At 56.6% G+C, this 16,066-nt stretch carries 18 protein-coding genes; 11 read left to right on the top strand and 7 right to left on the bottom strand.

Annotation, left to right across the window (positions count from 1 at the left end):
- Positions 1-31: 31 nt before the first annotated feature.
- From accC to VNZ60_RS06405, 5 genes are all read right to left on the bottom strand, one after another.
- The gene (accC, locus tag VNZ60_RS06385) at positions 32-1,414 is read right to left on the bottom strand and encodes an acetyl-CoA carboxylase biotin carboxylase subunit (protein ID WP_325657587.1); all 1,383 of its coding nucleotides are present in this window, start codon (positions 1,412-1,414) and stop codon (positions 32-34) included.
- A gap of 151 nt (positions 1,415-1,565) precedes the next feature.
- Positions 1,566-2,033 (bottom strand): acetyl-CoA carboxylase biotin carboxyl carrier protein, encoded by a 468-nt coding sequence (accB, locus tag VNZ60_RS06390; RefSeq protein WP_325657588.1) that lies wholly within the window; start codon positions 2,031-2,033, stop codon positions 1,566-1,568.
- Positions 2,034-2,148: 115 nt separating this feature from the next.
- On the bottom strand, positions 2,149-2,586 hold the full coding sequence (gene aroQ / locus VNZ60_RS06395; RefSeq protein WP_325657589.1) for a type II 3-dehydroquinate dehydratase: 438 nt from the start codon (positions 2,584-2,586) through the stop codon (positions 2,149-2,151).
- Positions 2,587-2,715: 129 nt separating this feature from the next.
- Positions 2,716-3,237, bottom strand: a complete 522-nt coding sequence (locus VNZ60_RS06400) for a TlpA family protein disulfide reductase (protein ID WP_325657641.1) — start codon at positions 3,235-3,237, stop codon at positions 2,716-2,718.
- A gap of 19 nt (positions 3,238-3,256) precedes the next feature.
- Positions 3,257-3,889, bottom strand: a complete 633-nt coding sequence (locus VNZ60_RS06405) for a hypothetical protein (RefSeq protein ID WP_325657590.1) — start codon at positions 3,887-3,889, stop codon at positions 3,257-3,259.
- Between the two features lie 201 nt (positions 3,890-4,090).
- Between VNZ60_RS06405 and mpl the strand changes: the two genes are divergently transcribed.
- The 8 genes from mpl to corA all read left to right on the top strand — a co-directional run bounded on the left by mpl (position 4,091) and on the right by corA (position 12,551).
- Positions 4,091-5,497: a UDP-N-acetylmuramate:L-alanyl-gamma-D-glutamyl-meso-diaminopimelate ligase gene (gene mpl, locus VNZ60_RS06410; RefSeq protein ID WP_325657591.1), complete on the top strand. Its 1,407-nt coding sequence runs from the start codon at positions 4,091-4,093 to the stop codon at positions 5,495-5,497.
- Positions 5,494-6,102, top strand: coding sequence for a YqiA/YcfP family alpha/beta fold hydrolase (locus VNZ60_RS06415; protein WP_325657592.1), 609 nt, complete (start codon positions 5,494-5,496; stop codon positions 6,100-6,102). Before mpl ends, VNZ60_RS06415 begins: the two co-directional genes overlap by 4 nt.
- Positions 6,102-6,830, top strand: a complete 729-nt coding sequence (locus VNZ60_RS06420; protein ID WP_325657593.1) for a chorismate--pyruvate lyase family protein — start codon at positions 6,102-6,104, stop codon at positions 6,828-6,830. The genes VNZ60_RS06415 and VNZ60_RS06420 overlap by 1 nt, the downstream gene beginning before the upstream one ends.
- Before the next feature lie 8 nt (positions 6,831-6,838).
- Complete coding sequence (locus tag VNZ60_RS06425; protein WP_325657594.1) at positions 6,839-8,926, top strand: ribonuclease catalytic domain-containing protein; 2,088 nt, start codon at positions 6,839-6,841, stop codon at positions 8,924-8,926.
- A gap of 96 nt (positions 8,927-9,022) precedes the next feature.
- Entirely contained in the window at positions 9,023-9,922 is a 900-nt protein-coding gene (locus tag VNZ60_RS06430; RefSeq protein ID WP_325657595.1) for a TonB C-terminal domain-containing protein, read from the top strand.
- On the top strand, positions 9,919-10,767 hold the full coding sequence (gene aroE / locus VNZ60_RS06435; protein WP_325657596.1) for a shikimate dehydrogenase: 849 nt from the start codon (positions 9,919-9,921) through the stop codon (positions 10,765-10,767). Before VNZ60_RS06430 ends, aroE begins: the two co-directional genes overlap by 4 nt.
- A 19-nt stretch (positions 10,768-10,786) precedes the next feature.
- Positions 10,787-11,482 carry a monofunctional biosynthetic peptidoglycan transglycosylase gene (mtgA, locus tag VNZ60_RS06440; RefSeq protein ID WP_325657597.1) on the top strand — a complete coding sequence of 232 codons (696 nt, stop codon included), beginning with the start codon at positions 10,787-10,789 and terminating at the stop codon, positions 11,480-11,482.
- A 103-nt stretch (positions 11,483-11,585) separates the two neighbouring features.
- Positions 11,586-12,551: a magnesium/cobalt transporter CorA gene (gene corA, locus VNZ60_RS06445; RefSeq protein WP_325657598.1), complete on the top strand. Its 966-nt coding sequence runs from the start codon at positions 11,586-11,588 to the stop codon at positions 12,549-12,551.
- A 42-nt stretch (positions 12,552-12,593) separates the two neighbouring features.
- On the opposite strand, the gene hemL is transcribed toward corA, so the two are convergent.
- Together hemL and thiD are read right to left on the bottom strand one after the other, a co-directional pair.
- Entirely contained in the window at positions 12,594-13,877 is a 1,284-nt protein-coding gene (gene hemL / locus VNZ60_RS06450; protein ID WP_325657599.1) for a glutamate-1-semialdehyde 2,1-aminomutase, read from the bottom strand.
- A gap of 60 nt (positions 13,878-13,937) precedes the next feature.
- Complete coding sequence (gene thiD / locus VNZ60_RS06455) at positions 13,938-14,789, bottom strand: bifunctional hydroxymethylpyrimidine kinase/phosphomethylpyrimidine kinase (RefSeq protein WP_325657600.1); 852 nt, start codon at positions 14,787-14,789, stop codon at positions 13,938-13,940.
- A gap of 98 nt (positions 14,790-14,887) precedes the next feature.
- Between thiD and VNZ60_RS06460 the strand changes: the two genes are divergently transcribed.
- From VNZ60_RS06460 to VNZ60_RS06470, 3 genes are all read left to right on the top strand, one after another.
- Entirely contained in the window at positions 14,888-15,040 is a 153-nt protein-coding gene (locus VNZ60_RS06460) for a rubredoxin (protein WP_038495022.1), read from the top strand.
- 170 nt (positions 15,041-15,210) lie between these two features.
- Entirely contained in the window at positions 15,211-15,627 is a 417-nt protein-coding gene (locus VNZ60_RS06465; RefSeq protein ID WP_325657601.1) for a response regulator, read from the top strand.
- A 52-nt stretch (positions 15,628-15,679) separates the two neighbouring features.
- A complete protein-coding gene (locus tag VNZ60_RS06470; RefSeq protein ID WP_092353250.1) occupies positions 15,680-16,045 on the top strand; it encodes a response regulator in 366 nt (121 codons plus the stop codon).
- Positions 16,046-16,066: the final 21 nt, after the last annotated feature.

Here is a 16,066-nt window from a genome sequence, read left to right on the forward strand (position 1 = left end):
TATGACTAATCACCCGCAGGTGAATAGTCTTTTATTTCTTTACCGCTTTATCCGTTTCCTTGGCCACCACCGGCCGTTCCGCCAGTTTGTGTTCCAGATAATGGATGTTGGTGCCGCCCTCGATAAAACGAGCGTCAATCATCAACTCACGGTGCAATTGGATGTTGGTTTGTATGCCTTCCACCACCATCTCCGACAGCGCAATCTGCATCCGTCTGATCGCTTGCTCGCGGGTGGAACCATAGGAAATCACCTTGCCCACCATCGAATCATAATGCGGCGGCACGAAATAACCGGCGTAAGCATGTGAATCAACCCGGATGCCAGGACCGCCAGGCGCATGCCATGACAGGATCTTGCCCGGCGATGGCGTGAATTTAAACGGATCCTCGGCGTTGATGCGGCATTCGATGGCATGGCCCGAGAGTTGGATATCGCGCTGGCGGAAACGCAGTTTTTCACCGGCTGCGATACGAATCTGTTCCTGCACGATATCGATGCCGGTGATCATTTCGGTGATCGGATGTTCAACCTGGACCCGGGTATTCATTTCGATGAAATAGAACTCGCCGTTTTCATACAGGAATTCAAAAGTGCCGGCGCCGCGATAATCCATCTTGCGGCAAGCTTCGGCGCAGCGGTCGCCGATTTTTTCGATGACCTTGCGCGGGATGCCTGGAGCCGGCGCTTCTTCAATCACCTTCTGGTGGCGGCGCTGCATCGAGCAATCGCGCTCGCCCAGCCAGACCGCGTTCTTGAACTGGTCGGCCAGGATCTGGATTTCCACGTGACGCGGATTTTCCAGATATTTTTCCATATACACTTCCGGATTGCCGAATGCAGCTCCGGCTTCGGTCTTGGTCATGGTCACCGCATTGGCCAGCGCTGCTTCAGTATGCACCACGCGCATGCCGCGTCCACCGCCGCCGCCGGCCGCCTTGATGATGACCGGATAGCCGATCTTGCGCGCTATCTTGATGATTTCCTTCGGATCTTCCGGCAATGCGCCTTCCGAACCAGGCACGCATGGCACGCCGGCGCGTATCATGGCTTGTTTGGCCGATACTTTATCGCCCATCAGACGGATATTCGCCGGCCGCGGGCCGATGAAGACAAAGCCTGACTGTTCAACCCGCTCAGCGAAATCGGCATTTTCGGACAAGAAGCCGTAGCCTGGGTGAATTGCCTCGGCGTCGGTGACTTCTGCAGCGCTGATAATGGCCGGCATGTTGAGGTAACTCAGGCTCGACGGCGCCGGGCCGATACAGACCGATTCATCCGCCAGTTTCACATACTTGGCGTCACGATCAGCCTCGGAATGGACCATCACGGTTTTGATGCCCATTTCACGGCAGGCGCGTTGGATGCGCAAGGCGATTTCGCCGCGGTTGGCGATAAGGATTTTTTCAAACATAGTAATTGGTATATGCGTCGCTAAAAGTTAAGCGTTATCAAGCATTGGGCTGGCAATACGGGCCTTGCAGCGTACTGCCTGCATTGACAGCCAGAACGGCTAGATCCGGATGAAACGGATGCTGCCGTACAGACTACTCAGAGTGGAACTATCAACCAATGATAAATAATGGCTGGCCGAATTCGACCGGTTGGCCGTTTTCCACCAGGATCTTCTTCACTATGCCGGAAGCGTCGGCTTCGATTTCATTCAGCAATTTCATTGCTTCGATAATGCACAAGGTGCCGCCTTCTTTGATTTCCGAGCCGACTTCGACAAATGCCGGCGAGCCGGGAGCCGATGAACGGTAGAAGGTGCCAACCATAGGCGATTTAACCACATGGCCTTCCGGTACCGCCGCCGCTGCCTCAACCGGCGCGGCGACAGCCGCGGGTGCTGGCGCCGCGACCTGGTACTGGGCCGGGTGTTGCTGTTGCGGTTGCATCATGACAACCTGGCTGTGCTGGGATGCAGACGACTTGACGATACGGACCTTGCTTTCGCCTTCAGTCACTTCCAGCTCTTCGATGTCTGATTCAGCGACCAGGTCGATCAGCGTTTTGAGTTTTCTCAAATCCATATGCAATCCTTCAGAATATATAAATAGTGAAAAGCTATTTTCGTTTTTTTGACACGCAACTCAGCGCTGTTGCAAAGAATCTGCAAGAACGCGGTAGTTACGGCGAGATTATCTACTAGAGTTTCTTAATGGCAAAATCAATTGCGGCGCGGTAACCATCCACGCCCAAACCGCAGATGACACCCACTGCGACATCCGATAAATAAGAATGATGTCGAAATGCTTCGCGCTGGTGGATATTCGAGATGTGGATCTCGACAAAACGGATTGCCACTCCGGTTAGCGCATCGCGCAAGGCGACGCTGGTATGCGTGAGCCCGCCGGGGTTGATCACAATGGCGTCGACGCCTTCTGCCTTGGCCGCGTGGATGCGGTCTATCAGCGCGCCTTCGTGATTGCTTTGGAAGTGCTCAAGCCGGGCGCCAGCGGCAGTTGCCTGGACCCGAGCTGCTTGTTCGACATCGCTGAGCGAGGTCGAACCGTAGACTTCTGGCTCTCTTGTACCCAGTAAATTCAGGTTGGGTCCGTTGAGTAGAAGTATATTTTTTGCCATGGAGATGGTGCTCCGTTTGACGACGATGGCCGCATTTTGCCGTCAAATGACGTTGACTGGCAAGGGAAAATTTGTTTCTGTGAAATTTCTGCGGGGAATTGTTAAATCTTTCCTCGGTAAATTTTACGCTTACAACGATGCCAGATCTTTTCGTAAATCATCAAATTTAATGCTGCCTAAAACCATTTTTTTTACCTGGCCGTCGCTGCCGATCAAGACCGTGAAGGGCAGGCCGCCGCTTTGGTTGCCAAACTGCCGCAGCAGCGCAGTAGCGCCGCTTCCCGCCACATACAGTGGATAAGAAATTTTATACTTGTCGGCAAATTTTGCGATGTTATCTGCAGAATCGATACCGATGCCGACGATTTGAATGTTCTTTGCGGCTATTTCTGCTTGCAAGGCATTCAGTTCCGGCATTTCTTCTACGCAGGGTGCGCACCAGGTTGCCCAGAAATTGACAAGCAAGGGTTTGCCTTTCCACTGTGTCAATGAGCTGACCTTACCGCTGGCGTCAGGCATCTCCTGGCTCAGCAGATTGGCAACCGCCAGATTTTCCGGAGATGCAGGCGTATGGCGTTGCACACCGAAATAAACGCCGATCACGCAAAATAAGATGGCAATCGGCACAAATATGAATATATTTCTTTTCATTAATCTTCTTCTGTGTTGATCAGGGCGCAATCAGAGCAAGTACCGCATCGAGGTCTGCCCGTTCTGCGCGCTTGCCGGATGCGGCCCTGATACTACCGCGCAAATCGTCAGTTTCATATAGGGTCAGATGCAAGCCTTCTTTTTTATACATGAAACTCAGGGTTTCCACCGGCTCGTTATTACCCCCGGTTTTAAGGGGAGGGCTGGTAGATAGCTCGAATTGCACGTTTTTATTAAAAAGGAAAATTTCTACGTCTTTGGGGCTGTCGACAAACAAATGCAAATAAATGTCTGAATGCTCTCCGGCAGTGCCGTTGAGGACCGCGCCGGTAAGGTAAGGCTTGAATTGCGCAAGCTCGGCCATGATTTCTGCCGCGATCTGGCGTAAATGCAAAAGCCGTGCCGGCTGGGTGTCGGCAAAGAACAGTTCGTTGTATATACGTACTTCGTCTTCGATCTGGGCGTTATCGGGAAGGAATTCGCCACGAATTTTTCCGCCGCCCCGTTTGCTGCCCACGCACAATTCCACCGCTTTACGCTTCGCGGTGCCATAGTCGGCGCCGTCCTCGGCAATCATGCGGGCTGCCGCGGCCGCAATTTCTGCGCGCAGCTGTTCTAGTTCAGGTGAAAGATTGGATGCCATGACCGGCATGATAAAACGATTTGCCTGCGCGCGTCGTGCCGCGCCATGTATATACCTAATTACGGTAGGCAACTAACGCAGGCAAGCAAGCCGACTCTGAAACCGCTCCCGATTTCCCGCATTTCACTTTTTCCATGCCCGGCTACCGGGTGCAGCGGCCGCTCAGGTAAAATCACGGTATTCATCTTTTCAGCATAGTGAAACTCAAGAATGCATATTCATATCCTTGGCATCTGCGGCACCTTTATGGGCGGTTTGGCGGTATTGGCCAAACAGGCCGGACATAAAGTCACCGGCTGCGACGCCAATGTGTACCCACCGATGAGCACCCAGCTGGAGGCACAGGGAATCAGCTTGATCCAGGGTTTCGGCGTCGAACAGACAGCCTTGCAGCCGGATTTGTATGTGATCGGCAATGTCGTGGTGCGCGGTAACCCGTTGATGGAAGAAATCCTGAATCGCGGCCTGCCTTATATTTCCGGGCCGCAATGGATAGGCGAGCATATCCTGCGCGACAAGTGGGTACTGGCGGTGGCCGGCACTCACGGCAAGACCACCACCTCGGCGATGCTGGCCTGGATTCTGGAAGACGCCGGCTACGATCCGGGTTTTCTGATTGGCGGCGTGCCGATGAATTTCGGCATATCGGCGCGCTTGTCGGGTAAAACCGGCGCTGATACTGCGCCATCGTCGTTCTTTGTCATCGAAGCCGACGAATACGACACGGCATTTTTCGATAAGCGCAGTAAATTTGTGCACTACCACGCCAAGACCGCGATTCTGAATAACCTGGAATACGATCATGCCGATATTTTCCCCGATCTGGCTGCGATCGAAACGCAATTCCATCATCTGGTCCGTACTATCCCAGGCGTCGGCCGGCTGATCGTCAATGCCCGTGAACCGGCATTGCAACGTGTGCTGGAGCGCGGTTGCTGGAGCGAAAAAGAATTTTTCGGCGACGATCAACAAGGCTGGGCGCTGCGCACGCAAGATAATGGCCACTTTGAAGTCGGTTTCAACGGCGAACCGCAGGGCATCGTGCAGTGGGAGTTGAGCGGTGAGCATAACCGCATGAATGCCTTGGCCGCGATTGCCGCCGCCCGTCATGTCGGCGTGCCGCCGGCGCAAGCCATCAGCGCCTTGTCCAGTTTCGAAAATGTCAAACGCCGCATGGAGTTGCGTGGCAGCGTCCGCCAAATCGCGGTGTACGACGATTTTGCCCACCATCCAACCGCCATCGCCACCACAGTTGCCGGTTTGCGAAAAAAAGTAGGCGAGGCCCGTATCCTGGCAGTGCTGGAGCCGCGGTCGAACACCATGAAACTGGGCGCTATGAAACAGGCGTTGCCGGGTAGCCTGAGCGAGGCCGATCTGGTGTTCGGTTATGGCGCCAAAGGCAACGGCAAGGATGCCCTGGATTGGGATCTTGCGGCAGCGTTGCAGCCGCTGGGCGATAAAGCAAGTACTTACAACGAGCTCGATCAGTTGGTGGCGGCCATCGTCAAGGCAGCCAAGCCGGGCGATCAGGTACTGGTGATGAGCAATGGCGGTTTCGGCGGCGTCCATCAAAAGATTCTGAGCGCACTAGCTTTACCCTCGTCTGGATTGCAATGATCCTGTATCTGCACGGCTTTCGCTCTTCGCCGCAATCGTTCAAGGCGCGTCTGCTGGCCGAGCGCATGCAGCAGTTGGGAAGAGCGGCCGAATACCTGTGCCCGCAGCTGCCAGCCTCGCCCGCTGCTGCAATCGCTATCGCGCAGAATTGTATTCAAGCTTGCGATCCTGCCGAGTTGACGCTGATAGGCTCCTCGCTGGGCGGTTATTACGCCACCTGGCTGGCCGAGCAGCTCGGTTGCCGAACCCGAGCCGTGCTGCTGAATCCGGCAGTCAAGCCGCCGCGCGACCTGGAACAATATATCGGCGTCAGCACCCAATATCATTCCGACCAGCCGTTTGAATTCAAGCGTGAATACATTGCCGAGTTGCAGACCTTGCAGATCGATCGGATCACCAGGCCGGAGCGCTATTTCCTGATGGCCGCCACCGGCGATGAAGTGCTGGACTGGCAAGAAATGATCGGCCATTACCCGCAAGCCAGGCAGCTGGTCATACAAGGCAGCGATCACGGCATCAGCGAGTTTGCCGAGTACGTCGATGCGGTGCTGGCATTTTGCGGAATTGCAAGCGACCGTGCGTCGACATCGGCGGCGGGAACCTGATGTCACGTTCCCGCACCTACGCCAAATGGCATGACCATGTCAACGGCGTTCACCCCTCCGACAATTTGCGCGACTGGCTCACCGATCGCGTCTCGCTGACCTACAAGCTGATGGCGCACTGCCAGCAGTTCCGGGTCCAGCGTCTGCGCCAGCAGCGGGCCATGTGCCTGGCCGACGAATGGCAAGAGATCGGATTGCCGCGCCGTCTTCAGGTGCAGGAACGGGATGTCTTGCTGCGCTGTGACGGCCGCCCCATGGTATTCGGGCACACCGTGCTGGCGCTGGCGGCAACCACCACGGAATGGCCGTTCTTCAGCTCACTGGGTGAGCGCTCACTTGGCAGCACCCTGTTCGGCGACCCGCTGGTGGCGCGCGGACAACTGCAGTTCGCCCGCCTGTATCGCAGCCATCCGCTGGTGCAGCGCATGTGTGCTGCGACCGGCAACGACGATTTCGCTTATCCTCTGTGGGCCAGGCGCTCTACCTTTCGGCGCAAAACCGGCGTGATGCTGGTGACAGAAGTATTTTTTCCGGAGATTGAGCAATTGCGGCGGGCGCGGCCGGACCAAAAGAAGATGGCAGTAGCAACCTTGCACGCTGCCAGCCTCGGCCCCGACCCCGACCCCGGTCATTCACGGCTGCAGCCTGCGGCCCATCAACCAGACTCCATCGACGCTGCAACACAGCAAACACTGCTGGCAGCGGTATCATCAGCAATTCACAAGTAAAGCATGCAATGAATCTATTTTTTGAAGAGTCCGGCGACTTTAAAGCAGGTGTTGTACTGTCGCAGCAAGGCGAGGCCTATCAGGTCGAACTGCCGTCGGGCAAACGCAGCAAAGTCAAATCCAAGGACGTGTTGTTACAGTTCACCACGCCGACGCCGCAACAGTTGCTGGAAGAAGCGCAACAAATCGCGCAAGGGATCGAACTCGATTTCCTATGGGAAGTCGCCGGCCAGGAAGAGTTTGGTTTTGCCGAACTGGGAGCGGAATATTTCGGCCATGCGCCGTTGCCGACGGAAGCCGCCGGCCTGTTGTTAAGCCTGCACACCGCACCGATTTATTTTTATAAAAAGGGCAAGGGCCGTTATAAGGCCGCGCCGGAAGCCTCGCTGAAAGCAGCCCAGGCCGGCATCGAAAAGAAAAAGCAGCAAGCGTTGATTCAGGCCGAATATGTGGCCCAGCTGAAGGCCGGGCAACTGCCTGAGGTAATGAAGCCGCTGGCGCTGCAATTGTTGTTCAAGCCAGACAAGAACAGCATCGAATACAAGGCGCTGGAGGCCGCTTGCAATGAACTGCAAACTTCGCCGCAGCGCTTGATGCTGACGGTCGGCGGCATCGCCTCGCCGCAGCAGTTGCACCTCTCCAGATTTCTGCTGGAATTTTTCCCGAAAGGCTCGGGCTTCCCCAAAATCGTGATTCCTGCGGTGGCCGATCTGCCGCTGGCGCCGGTGCAGGCATTCTCCATCGACGATGTGACCACTACCGAAATCGACGATGCCTTGTCGGTGCAGACGCTGGCCGACGGCAAGGTGCGGGTCGGGATTCATATCGCCGCCCCAGGTTTGGGCATCAAGCGCGGTGATGCCCTGGATGCGATTGCGCGCCAGCGCATGTCGACGGTATATATGCCGGGCGACAAAATCACCATGCTGCCGGACGAGCTGGTAGAAGCCTTCACCCTGGCCGAGGGAAAAAACTGCCCGGCGCTGTCGCTCTACGCCACCCTCGATCCCGCAGACTGGGGTGTCATCAGTACTGAAACCAAGGCCGAGCTGGTGCCGATTTCAGCCAATCTGCGCCATAACACGCTGGACGATCTGGTGACCGAAGAAAATCTCGCCAACGACGGCGGCGAGTATCCGCACAAGGCCGACATTGCCTTGTTGTGGAAATGGATACAGGTATTGGAGCAGGGCCGCATGGCCAAGCGCGAAAGCTTTGGTTTGCGGCCTGAACAAAACAACCGCGTCGATTTCAATTTCTATGTAGAAGACGATGTAGTCACCATCGCCCGCCGCAAGCGCGGCGCGCCGCTGGATAAGATCGTGGCGGAACTGATGATCTTTGCCAACAGCACCTGGGGCAAGCTGATGGCCGATCATGGCGTGCCGGGCATCTACCGCGCGCAGGGCGGCGGCAGCGGCGGCTGGGCGGCCAAGATGCAGGTGCGCATGGTCACGCACGCAGCGCCGCATCAAGGGCTGGGAGTCGATCAATACGCCTGGAGCACCTCGCCTCTGCGGCGTTATCCCGACCTGGTCAACCAGTGGCAGATCCTGGCCTGCGTCGAAGGCGGCGTCGCCGCGCCGCTGGTGGCGCCATTCAAGCCGCGTGACGCCGATTTGTTTGCGATCGTCTCCGGCTTTGACGCCGCTTATTCCGGTTATGGCGATTTCCAATCGAACATGGAACGCTACTGGTGCTTGCGCTGGCTAGGCCAGGAACAGGCCCGGCAGGTCGAGGCGGCGGTGCTGAAAGATGAAATCCTGCGGCTGGCCGAGATTCCTTTGATTATCAAATTGCCAGGCATGCAGCAATTGGCGCGTGGCACCCAGGTCAAGCTGGATATCCTGCGCTGGGATGAGATCGACCTGACGGTTGAGGCACGCTTGCTGGAAGTATGCGCAGCGCCAAGTGCCGACGCCCAGCAGCTGGAGCCGCAAGAGGAGGATGAAATCTCCGAAGAACTGGATGCTGCGATGGATATGCCACATGAGGCGGTTGAAGCGCCGCCGGCCGATCTTGAGGGTGGACCGGCGGATGGTCAGGTTATTGAGCCCGACAGCGTCATTCAGGAGATCAAGCCACTAACGGAATGAACTCTCGGGACAAGCAAGAAAGCGGCGGTAAATTTCCCGTAGGCATCTCGCTTTGTCGTAGAATCCCTCTCTTTTATAGCGACTTTTAGCCTACGCGTGAAATCCTTTTTCCAAAATCGTATTCTGGTCGGCGCCATCGTGGCGTCGGTATTGGCGCACGCGGCGTTGCTGGCGGTACGGTTCGCGGCGCCGGAAGCCTTCAAACTGAAGCCCACCGATCCGGCGCTGGAAGTGATTCTGGTGAACGCCAAACACAATACCAAACCGGTCAAGGCGGAGGCGCTGGCGCAAGCCAACCTGGATGGCGGCGGCAATGCCGACGCCGGCCGCGCCAAGTCGCCGCTGCCGGACATGCGCAAATCGGAAGACGGCGACAACATCCAGGCCACCAAGCGCCGCATCGAGCAGCTGGAACAGCAGCAGCAACAGATGCTGGCGCAAATGCGCAAGGAAACGCCGCTGAAAATGCCTGCCATGGATTTGCAGGAGAAGACCAGCGACAACATGCCCCAGCCTAGCGGCAGCGATTTGGTGGAGAGCGCCAAGGCGATCGCCCGCAAGGAAGCGGAAATCGCCAAGAATATCGACGATTACAACAAGCGGCCGAAAAAGACGCAGATCACGCCGAGCACCCGCGCAGTGGGTTATGCCGCCTATTACAAATCGTTCCAGGACAAGGTCGAAAAGCTGGGCACCCTGAATTTCCCGAAAAAGAATGGCAGGAATTTGTACGGCAGGCTGGTGGTGTACATCCCGATCTATCAAGACGGCTCGCTTTACACCAAAGAGGGCGGGCCAAGAATCGAGCGCGGCTCAGGTAATCCTGAGCTGGATAAAGCAACCCTGAAAATCATTGAACGCTCGGCGCCGTTCGGGCGCTTCCCGGAAAATATGCGCAGCAGTGGCAAGGACGATGTGTGGGAAGTGATCTCGACTTTCGAATTTACCCGTGAAGGCTTGCTCGAAGCGCAATTGATGGGAGCAGTCAACCAATGACCGCAGCGACAACTACGGCGCCATTCGCTGAGTACGTGGTGATCGGCAACCCGATTGCGCACAGCAAGTCGCCCGACATCCATGCGCGTTTTGCTGCCGAGACCGCACAAGACATGCGCTACGCACGCTTGCTGGCGCCGCTCGACGGCTTTGCGGCGGCTGTGCAGGAATTCGTAGCGCAAGGCGGCCTGGGCGCCAACGTTACCGTGCCGTTCAAGCTGGAAGCGTATGCGCTGGCAAGCACGCTAACCGCCAGAGCCAAGGCCGCCGGCGCGGTGAACACATTGAAATTCGATGGCAAGGAAATACTGGGCGATAACACCGATGGAGTTGGCTTGGTCACCGATATCGTGCGCAACGCCGGCTTTGATCTGGCGCAAAAGAAAATCCTGCTGCTGGGAGCCGGCGGTGCGGCGCGTGGCGTTTTGCTGCCATTGCTGGAATCGCGGCCGGCCCAATTGACGATTGCCAATCGCACCGTGGCCAAGGCGCAGGAATTGGTGGAACAGTTTCAATCTTATGGCGGCGCGCATTGCCAACTCAACGCCTGCGGTTTTGCCGAAGTGCAGCAGCAGTATGACCTTGTGATCAACGCCACCTCTGCCAGTTTGCAGGCGCAACTGCCGCCGCTGGCCTCCAGCGTATTCGGCCCGGCGACGCTGGCCTACGACATGATGTATGGCCGCCAGCCGACCGTATTCATGCAGTTCGCGGCAAGCCACGGCGCCCAGGTGCGCGACGGTTTGGGCATGCTGGTGGAGCAGGCGGCGGAATCGTTTTTCGTCTGGCGCGGCGTGCGGCCGAATACCGAGGCGGTATTTACTGCCTTGCGCGCGCAGCTTTAATTTTTTGCAGGGAATCGGAATGAAGTCAGTCGGCAAGATTTTCTTGCGCCTATGTATGCTGCTGATCGCCGCAGTGCTGTTGTTGCAAGTTTATTTTTTCGTGCAGATCTGGTGGTGGGTCGATCATAATCCCGGCTCCACCAGTTTCATGCGGCATCGCTTGTCAGAGCTGCAGGAAACCGTGCCCGATGCACAGTTGCAATTCAAATGGGTGCCGTACGCACGCATCTCTAACAATCTGAAGCGCGCCATCATCGCCTCCGAAGACGCTAATTTTTCAGAGCATGACGGGGTCGATTGGGATGCCCTGCAACAGGCTTACGAAAAAAATACCAAGAAGGGCAAGGTGGTGCGCGGCGGCTCCACCATCACCCAGCAACTGGCGAAAAATCTATTCTTGTCCGGCGAGCGCAGTTATTTGCGCAAGGGACAGGAGCTGATCATCACCTACATGCTGGAATTCTGGATGGATAAGGAACGCATCTTCGAAATTTACCTGAACGTGGTGGAGTGGGGCAACGGCGTGTTCGGCGCCGAGGCGGCGGCTCAGCATTACTTTAAAACCTCTGCCAGCAACCTTGGCGCCAGCCAGGCCGCACGGCTCGCAGTGATGCTGCCGAAGCCGCGCTTTTACGACAAGAATCGCGGCTCGGCTTATCTGTCGCAACGCACCGGCCTGATTTTACGGCGTATGGGGTCGGCTGAATTGCCTTAATATACGGGCCTGTCGGAAGTTGTTTAAATTGCAGCACGCATTCATTGTCGGCACGCAAGAAACTGCAAAACAACTTCTCTGAATATCAGCCAGCGGGATAAGCATGATCAACGTATTTGTATTGCAAAACGGCCGCCTCAACCAGGTCAACATCGAGAGCCATAGCGATCTTGAAAAAGTACAGCCGGTATGGGTCGATCTGACCGAGCCGAATGATCAGGAGCGGGCCTGGGTCAAGAGCATTTACGGCGTGACCTTGCCAGGTGAAGACGAGGTCAAGGATATCGAGGCCTCAGCCCGTTATTACGAAGCGGAAAACGGCGACCTGCATCTACGCACCGATTTTTTATTCGAAGAAGACGACGGCCCTTCGTCGACCGTCACTGTGGCTTTTATCCTGGCGCGCGATATATTGTTTTCGGTACATGGCGAAGACTTGCCGGTGTTCCGCCTGGTGCGCATGCGAGCGCGCTCACGGCCGGGCTCGATCGGCGATTACAAGGACGTGTTGCTGGATCTGTACCAGACCGATGCCGAGTACTCCGCCGACGCTCTGGAGGGCGTGTACCAGAAGCTGGATGAGGTCAGCCGGCGCGTGCTGCAAAAGAAACTCACCGACCAGGCCGCGGCTGAAGCCTTGAATGCGATGGCGCATGAAGAAGACTTGAACGGCCGGATCCGGCGCAACATGATGGATACCCGTCGCGCGGTGAGTTTCTTGATGCGCGGCCGTTTATTGAGCGTGGATCAGTTTGAAGATGCACGGCAGATTCTGCGCGATATCGAATCGCTGGATGGCCACACCGCTTTCCTGTTCGACAAGATCAACTTCCTGATGGATGCGACAGTCGGTTTCATCAACATCAATCAAAACAAGATCATCAAGATTTTCTCGGTCGCTTCGGTGGCGTTTTTACCGCCGACGCTGATTGCCAGTATCTACGGCATGAATTTTCATTTCATGCCGGAGTTCGACTGGGCGCTCGGCTATCCGTTTGCGCTGGTCTTGATGGTGTGCTCGGCGATCACGCCGTTCTGGTATTTTCGCAGGCGCGGCTGGTTGAATTAAGCGGCAGGGCAGGGCGGATTGCGGTCCACCCTGCATCCATGCTTAAACTAATTGGGCAAATGCGCCGCGCGCGGCCTCGATGGTGGCCTCAATCACGGCATCGTCATGCTGCGCCGAAACAAAACCCGCCTCGAATGCCGACGGCGCCAGATATACGCCGGCGTCCAGCATCGCATGGAAAAATTTGTTGAATAGCTCCTTGTTGGACGCCATCACCGTCGCGTAGCTGTCAGGCACCGCTGCCGCAAAATACAAACCGAACATGCCGCCGATCGCATCGCCGCTGAAAGTGACGCCGGCTTCCTTGGCTGCCAGGCTCAGGCCGTCGACCAGCTTGCGGGTTTGCGCTGTCAGATTGGCGTAAAAGCCAGGTTCCTGGATCAGCTTGAGGGTGCTCATGCCAGCCGCTACCGCCACCGGATTGCCGGACAGCGTGCCGGCTTGATACACCGAACCCAGCGGCGCCATATGACCCATCAAATCGGCACGGCCGCCGAACGCCGCTACCGGCAAGCCGCCGCCTATCACCTTGCCCAGGGCGGTGATGTCGGGCTTGATGTCGTACAGCGCTTGCGCACCACCCAGCGCTACCCGGAAGCCGCACATGACTTCATCGAAAATCAGTACCGCGCCGTATTGCGTGCACAGGCGACGCATGGTTTGCAGGAATTCCGGTGTGGCCCGCACCAGGTTCATATTGCCGGCAACCGGCTCGACGATCACGCAGGCGATCTGGTCGCCCATGTCCTTGAAAGCGTCTTCCAGTTGCTGGGTATTGTTGTAATCGAGCACCAGTGTGTGCTTGACGAAATCTTCCGGTACTCCGGCCGAAGTCGGATTGCCGAAGGTCAGTAAGCCGCTGCCGGCCTTGACCAATAGCGAATCGGCGTGACCGTGGTAGCAGCCTTCGAACTTGACGATCTTGTCGCGGCCGGTGGCGCCGCGCGCCAGGCGCAGCGCGCTCATGGTGGCTTCGGTGCCGCTGGAGACCAGGCGCACCTGTTCGATCGACGGCACCAGCTTGCAGATCTCTTCGGCGATTTCGATTTCACCCTGGGTCGGTGCGCCAAAACTCAGGCCGCGGGCGGCGGCGTCTTGCACTGCCTTGATCACGGTCGGGTGAGCGTGGCCGACAATCGCCGGGCCCCAGGAGCCGATGTAATCGATGTAGCGGCGGTCGTCGGCATCCCAGAAATACGGGCCTTCGGCGCGGGTGATAAAGCGCGGTGTACCGCCAACCGAACGGAAGGCGCGCACCGGCGAATTGACGCCGCCGGGTGTGGTCAGCTGGGCGCGGGCAAACAAGGTGTCGTTATTTGAAGTCATGTACGTGATCGCCGAAAAATAAGTGTGGAAAGATGCTGTAGCGCGCTGCGCACAGAGAAATCAAGTGGCCTCGCCGGCATCCTCGTCATGCCGCTCCAAGCCTTCTTCGCGGGCCCAGAAATAGCGGTCCGGGATCAGCTTTCCCATCCCCAGCCGTTGCGCCGCGGTGACTGCCGCCAGAGTGAATTCCTGCGCTTCGGAAACCGCTTCCGGCACGTCCAGGCCGTTTGCCAGCATCGCCGCGATCGCCGCCGACAAAGTGGTGCCGGCGCCGCTGAACGAGCCGGAAATACGCGGCCAGCTGTCTTGCCGGACCACGCCCGATTCATTGAACAGGGTGTTGCCGATTTCTGCGGCAGGGGTTGGGGTGCCGGTCACGAACAAGTATTCGCAGCCGAGTTCGATGATACGCATGGCGTCGATGCTCATCATGTCTTCGGACGAGGGTTCGCGCCAGGTTTCCGCCAGGCGCGCCAATTCGACCGCTGATAGCAGCATCACCGTGGTTTGCGGAATCAGCAGTTCGCGGATGGCGGTCAGCAGGTCTTCGCTATCTTGCCCCTGATCCGGCATGGCCGATAAAAAAGGGTCTAGAATCAGCGGGATTTCAGGGTAATCGGAGACGATTTCGGCGATCACCGATACGCTTTCGATGCTGCCCACCGAGCCGACCTTGAAGGCGGCTACCGGCATGTCTTCCAGCAGCACGCGGGCCTGGTCGGCCACCCAGTCAGCGTCGATCTGCTGGGTATCTTCGATACGGGCGGTGTCGCCGATCAGGATCGACGTGATGACAGACAGGCCGTGGCAGCCCATCGCGGAAAAGGTGGCCAGGTCTGCCTGGATTCCGGCTGCGCCGACAGGGTCGGCAACGCCGAAGGTCAATATAAGAGGAGAAGTTTGGTTTTGCACGGCGGGTAGATTAAGATATCCGACTTTGCATTTTACTTGATTGAAGGGTCGCCGCTGTGAGCAATAACGAAACTATCAAAACTGAGTTCAAAACCTGGATGTGTCTGATTTGCGGCTGGGTCTATGACGAAGAGGCCGGTTTGCCGGAGGAAGGAATTGCTCCTGGTACTTTATGGGACGATGTGCCGATGAACTGGACTTGTCCGGAATGCGGCGCACGCAAAGAAGACTTTGAGATGGTTGCCATTTAAGTCAAATTCGGCCAAATACCACACTTTCATTATAGGAATATTAAGTTATCGCCCAAAGTTACAAAAAAAATTGAACTTTATCGACTCCCCTTAGGAAACATTGTTCTAAGGCATGCCTTTATTTGTTACAGTGACGCCGTAGATTTATTTGGATTGAATGAGACGATTTCATGACAACATCACTTGGCGGCGTCAACCTGAAGGTAATGGTTATTGACGATAGCAGCACAATCCGGCGTTCAGCGGAGATTTTCCTGACCCAGGCCGGTTATCAGGTCGTACTCGCTGAAGACGGCTTCGATGCCTTGGCGAAAGTTAACGATCACAAGCCGGCGTTGATTTTCTGCGACATCCTGATGCCTCGCCTGGATGGTTATCAAACCTGCGCCCTGATTAAAAAGAGCGCCAAATTCCATGCTACGCCGGTGGTCATGCTGTCGTCCAAGGACGGCTTGTTTGACCGCGCGCGCGGCGCCATGGTCGGCTCCGACGAATATCTCACCAAACCGTTTACTAAAGACAGCCTGCTGAAGGCGGTGCGTCAGCACACCCAGGCGGCGGAAGCTGCTACCCCGGTCACTGCATAGTGCAGGCGGCTGATTTACATAATTTGAAGTACGAAGCAAATAAAGGTTGAACATGGCCATACAAAAGATTCTCATCGTCGACGACTCGCCAACCGAGCGTTATTTCCTGACCGATATCCTGGCCAAGGCCGGTTACTCGGTGTCGACCTCTGAAAACGGCGAAGGCATCCTCGACAAGATCAAGGCGGACAAACCGCAATTGATTCTGATGGATGTGGTGATGCCTGGCCAAAACGGCTTTCAGGTGACGCGTTCGATTACGCGCGATGAAGACACCAAGGATATTCCTATCATCATCTGCAGCAGCAAGGGCCTGGAAACCGACCGTATCTGGGGCTTGCGCCAAGGTGCGCGCGATTATCTGGTGAAACCTATCGATCCCAAGGAATTGCTGGCAAAAATCGCAGCGCTTGGTTAATCAATCGAGCGCGCGAGCACC

It is taken from the genome of Collimonas sp. (genome assembly GCF_035566375.1).
Taxonomy (GTDB): Bacteria; Pseudomonadota; Gammaproteobacteria; order Burkholderiales; family Burkholderiaceae_D; genus Collimonas.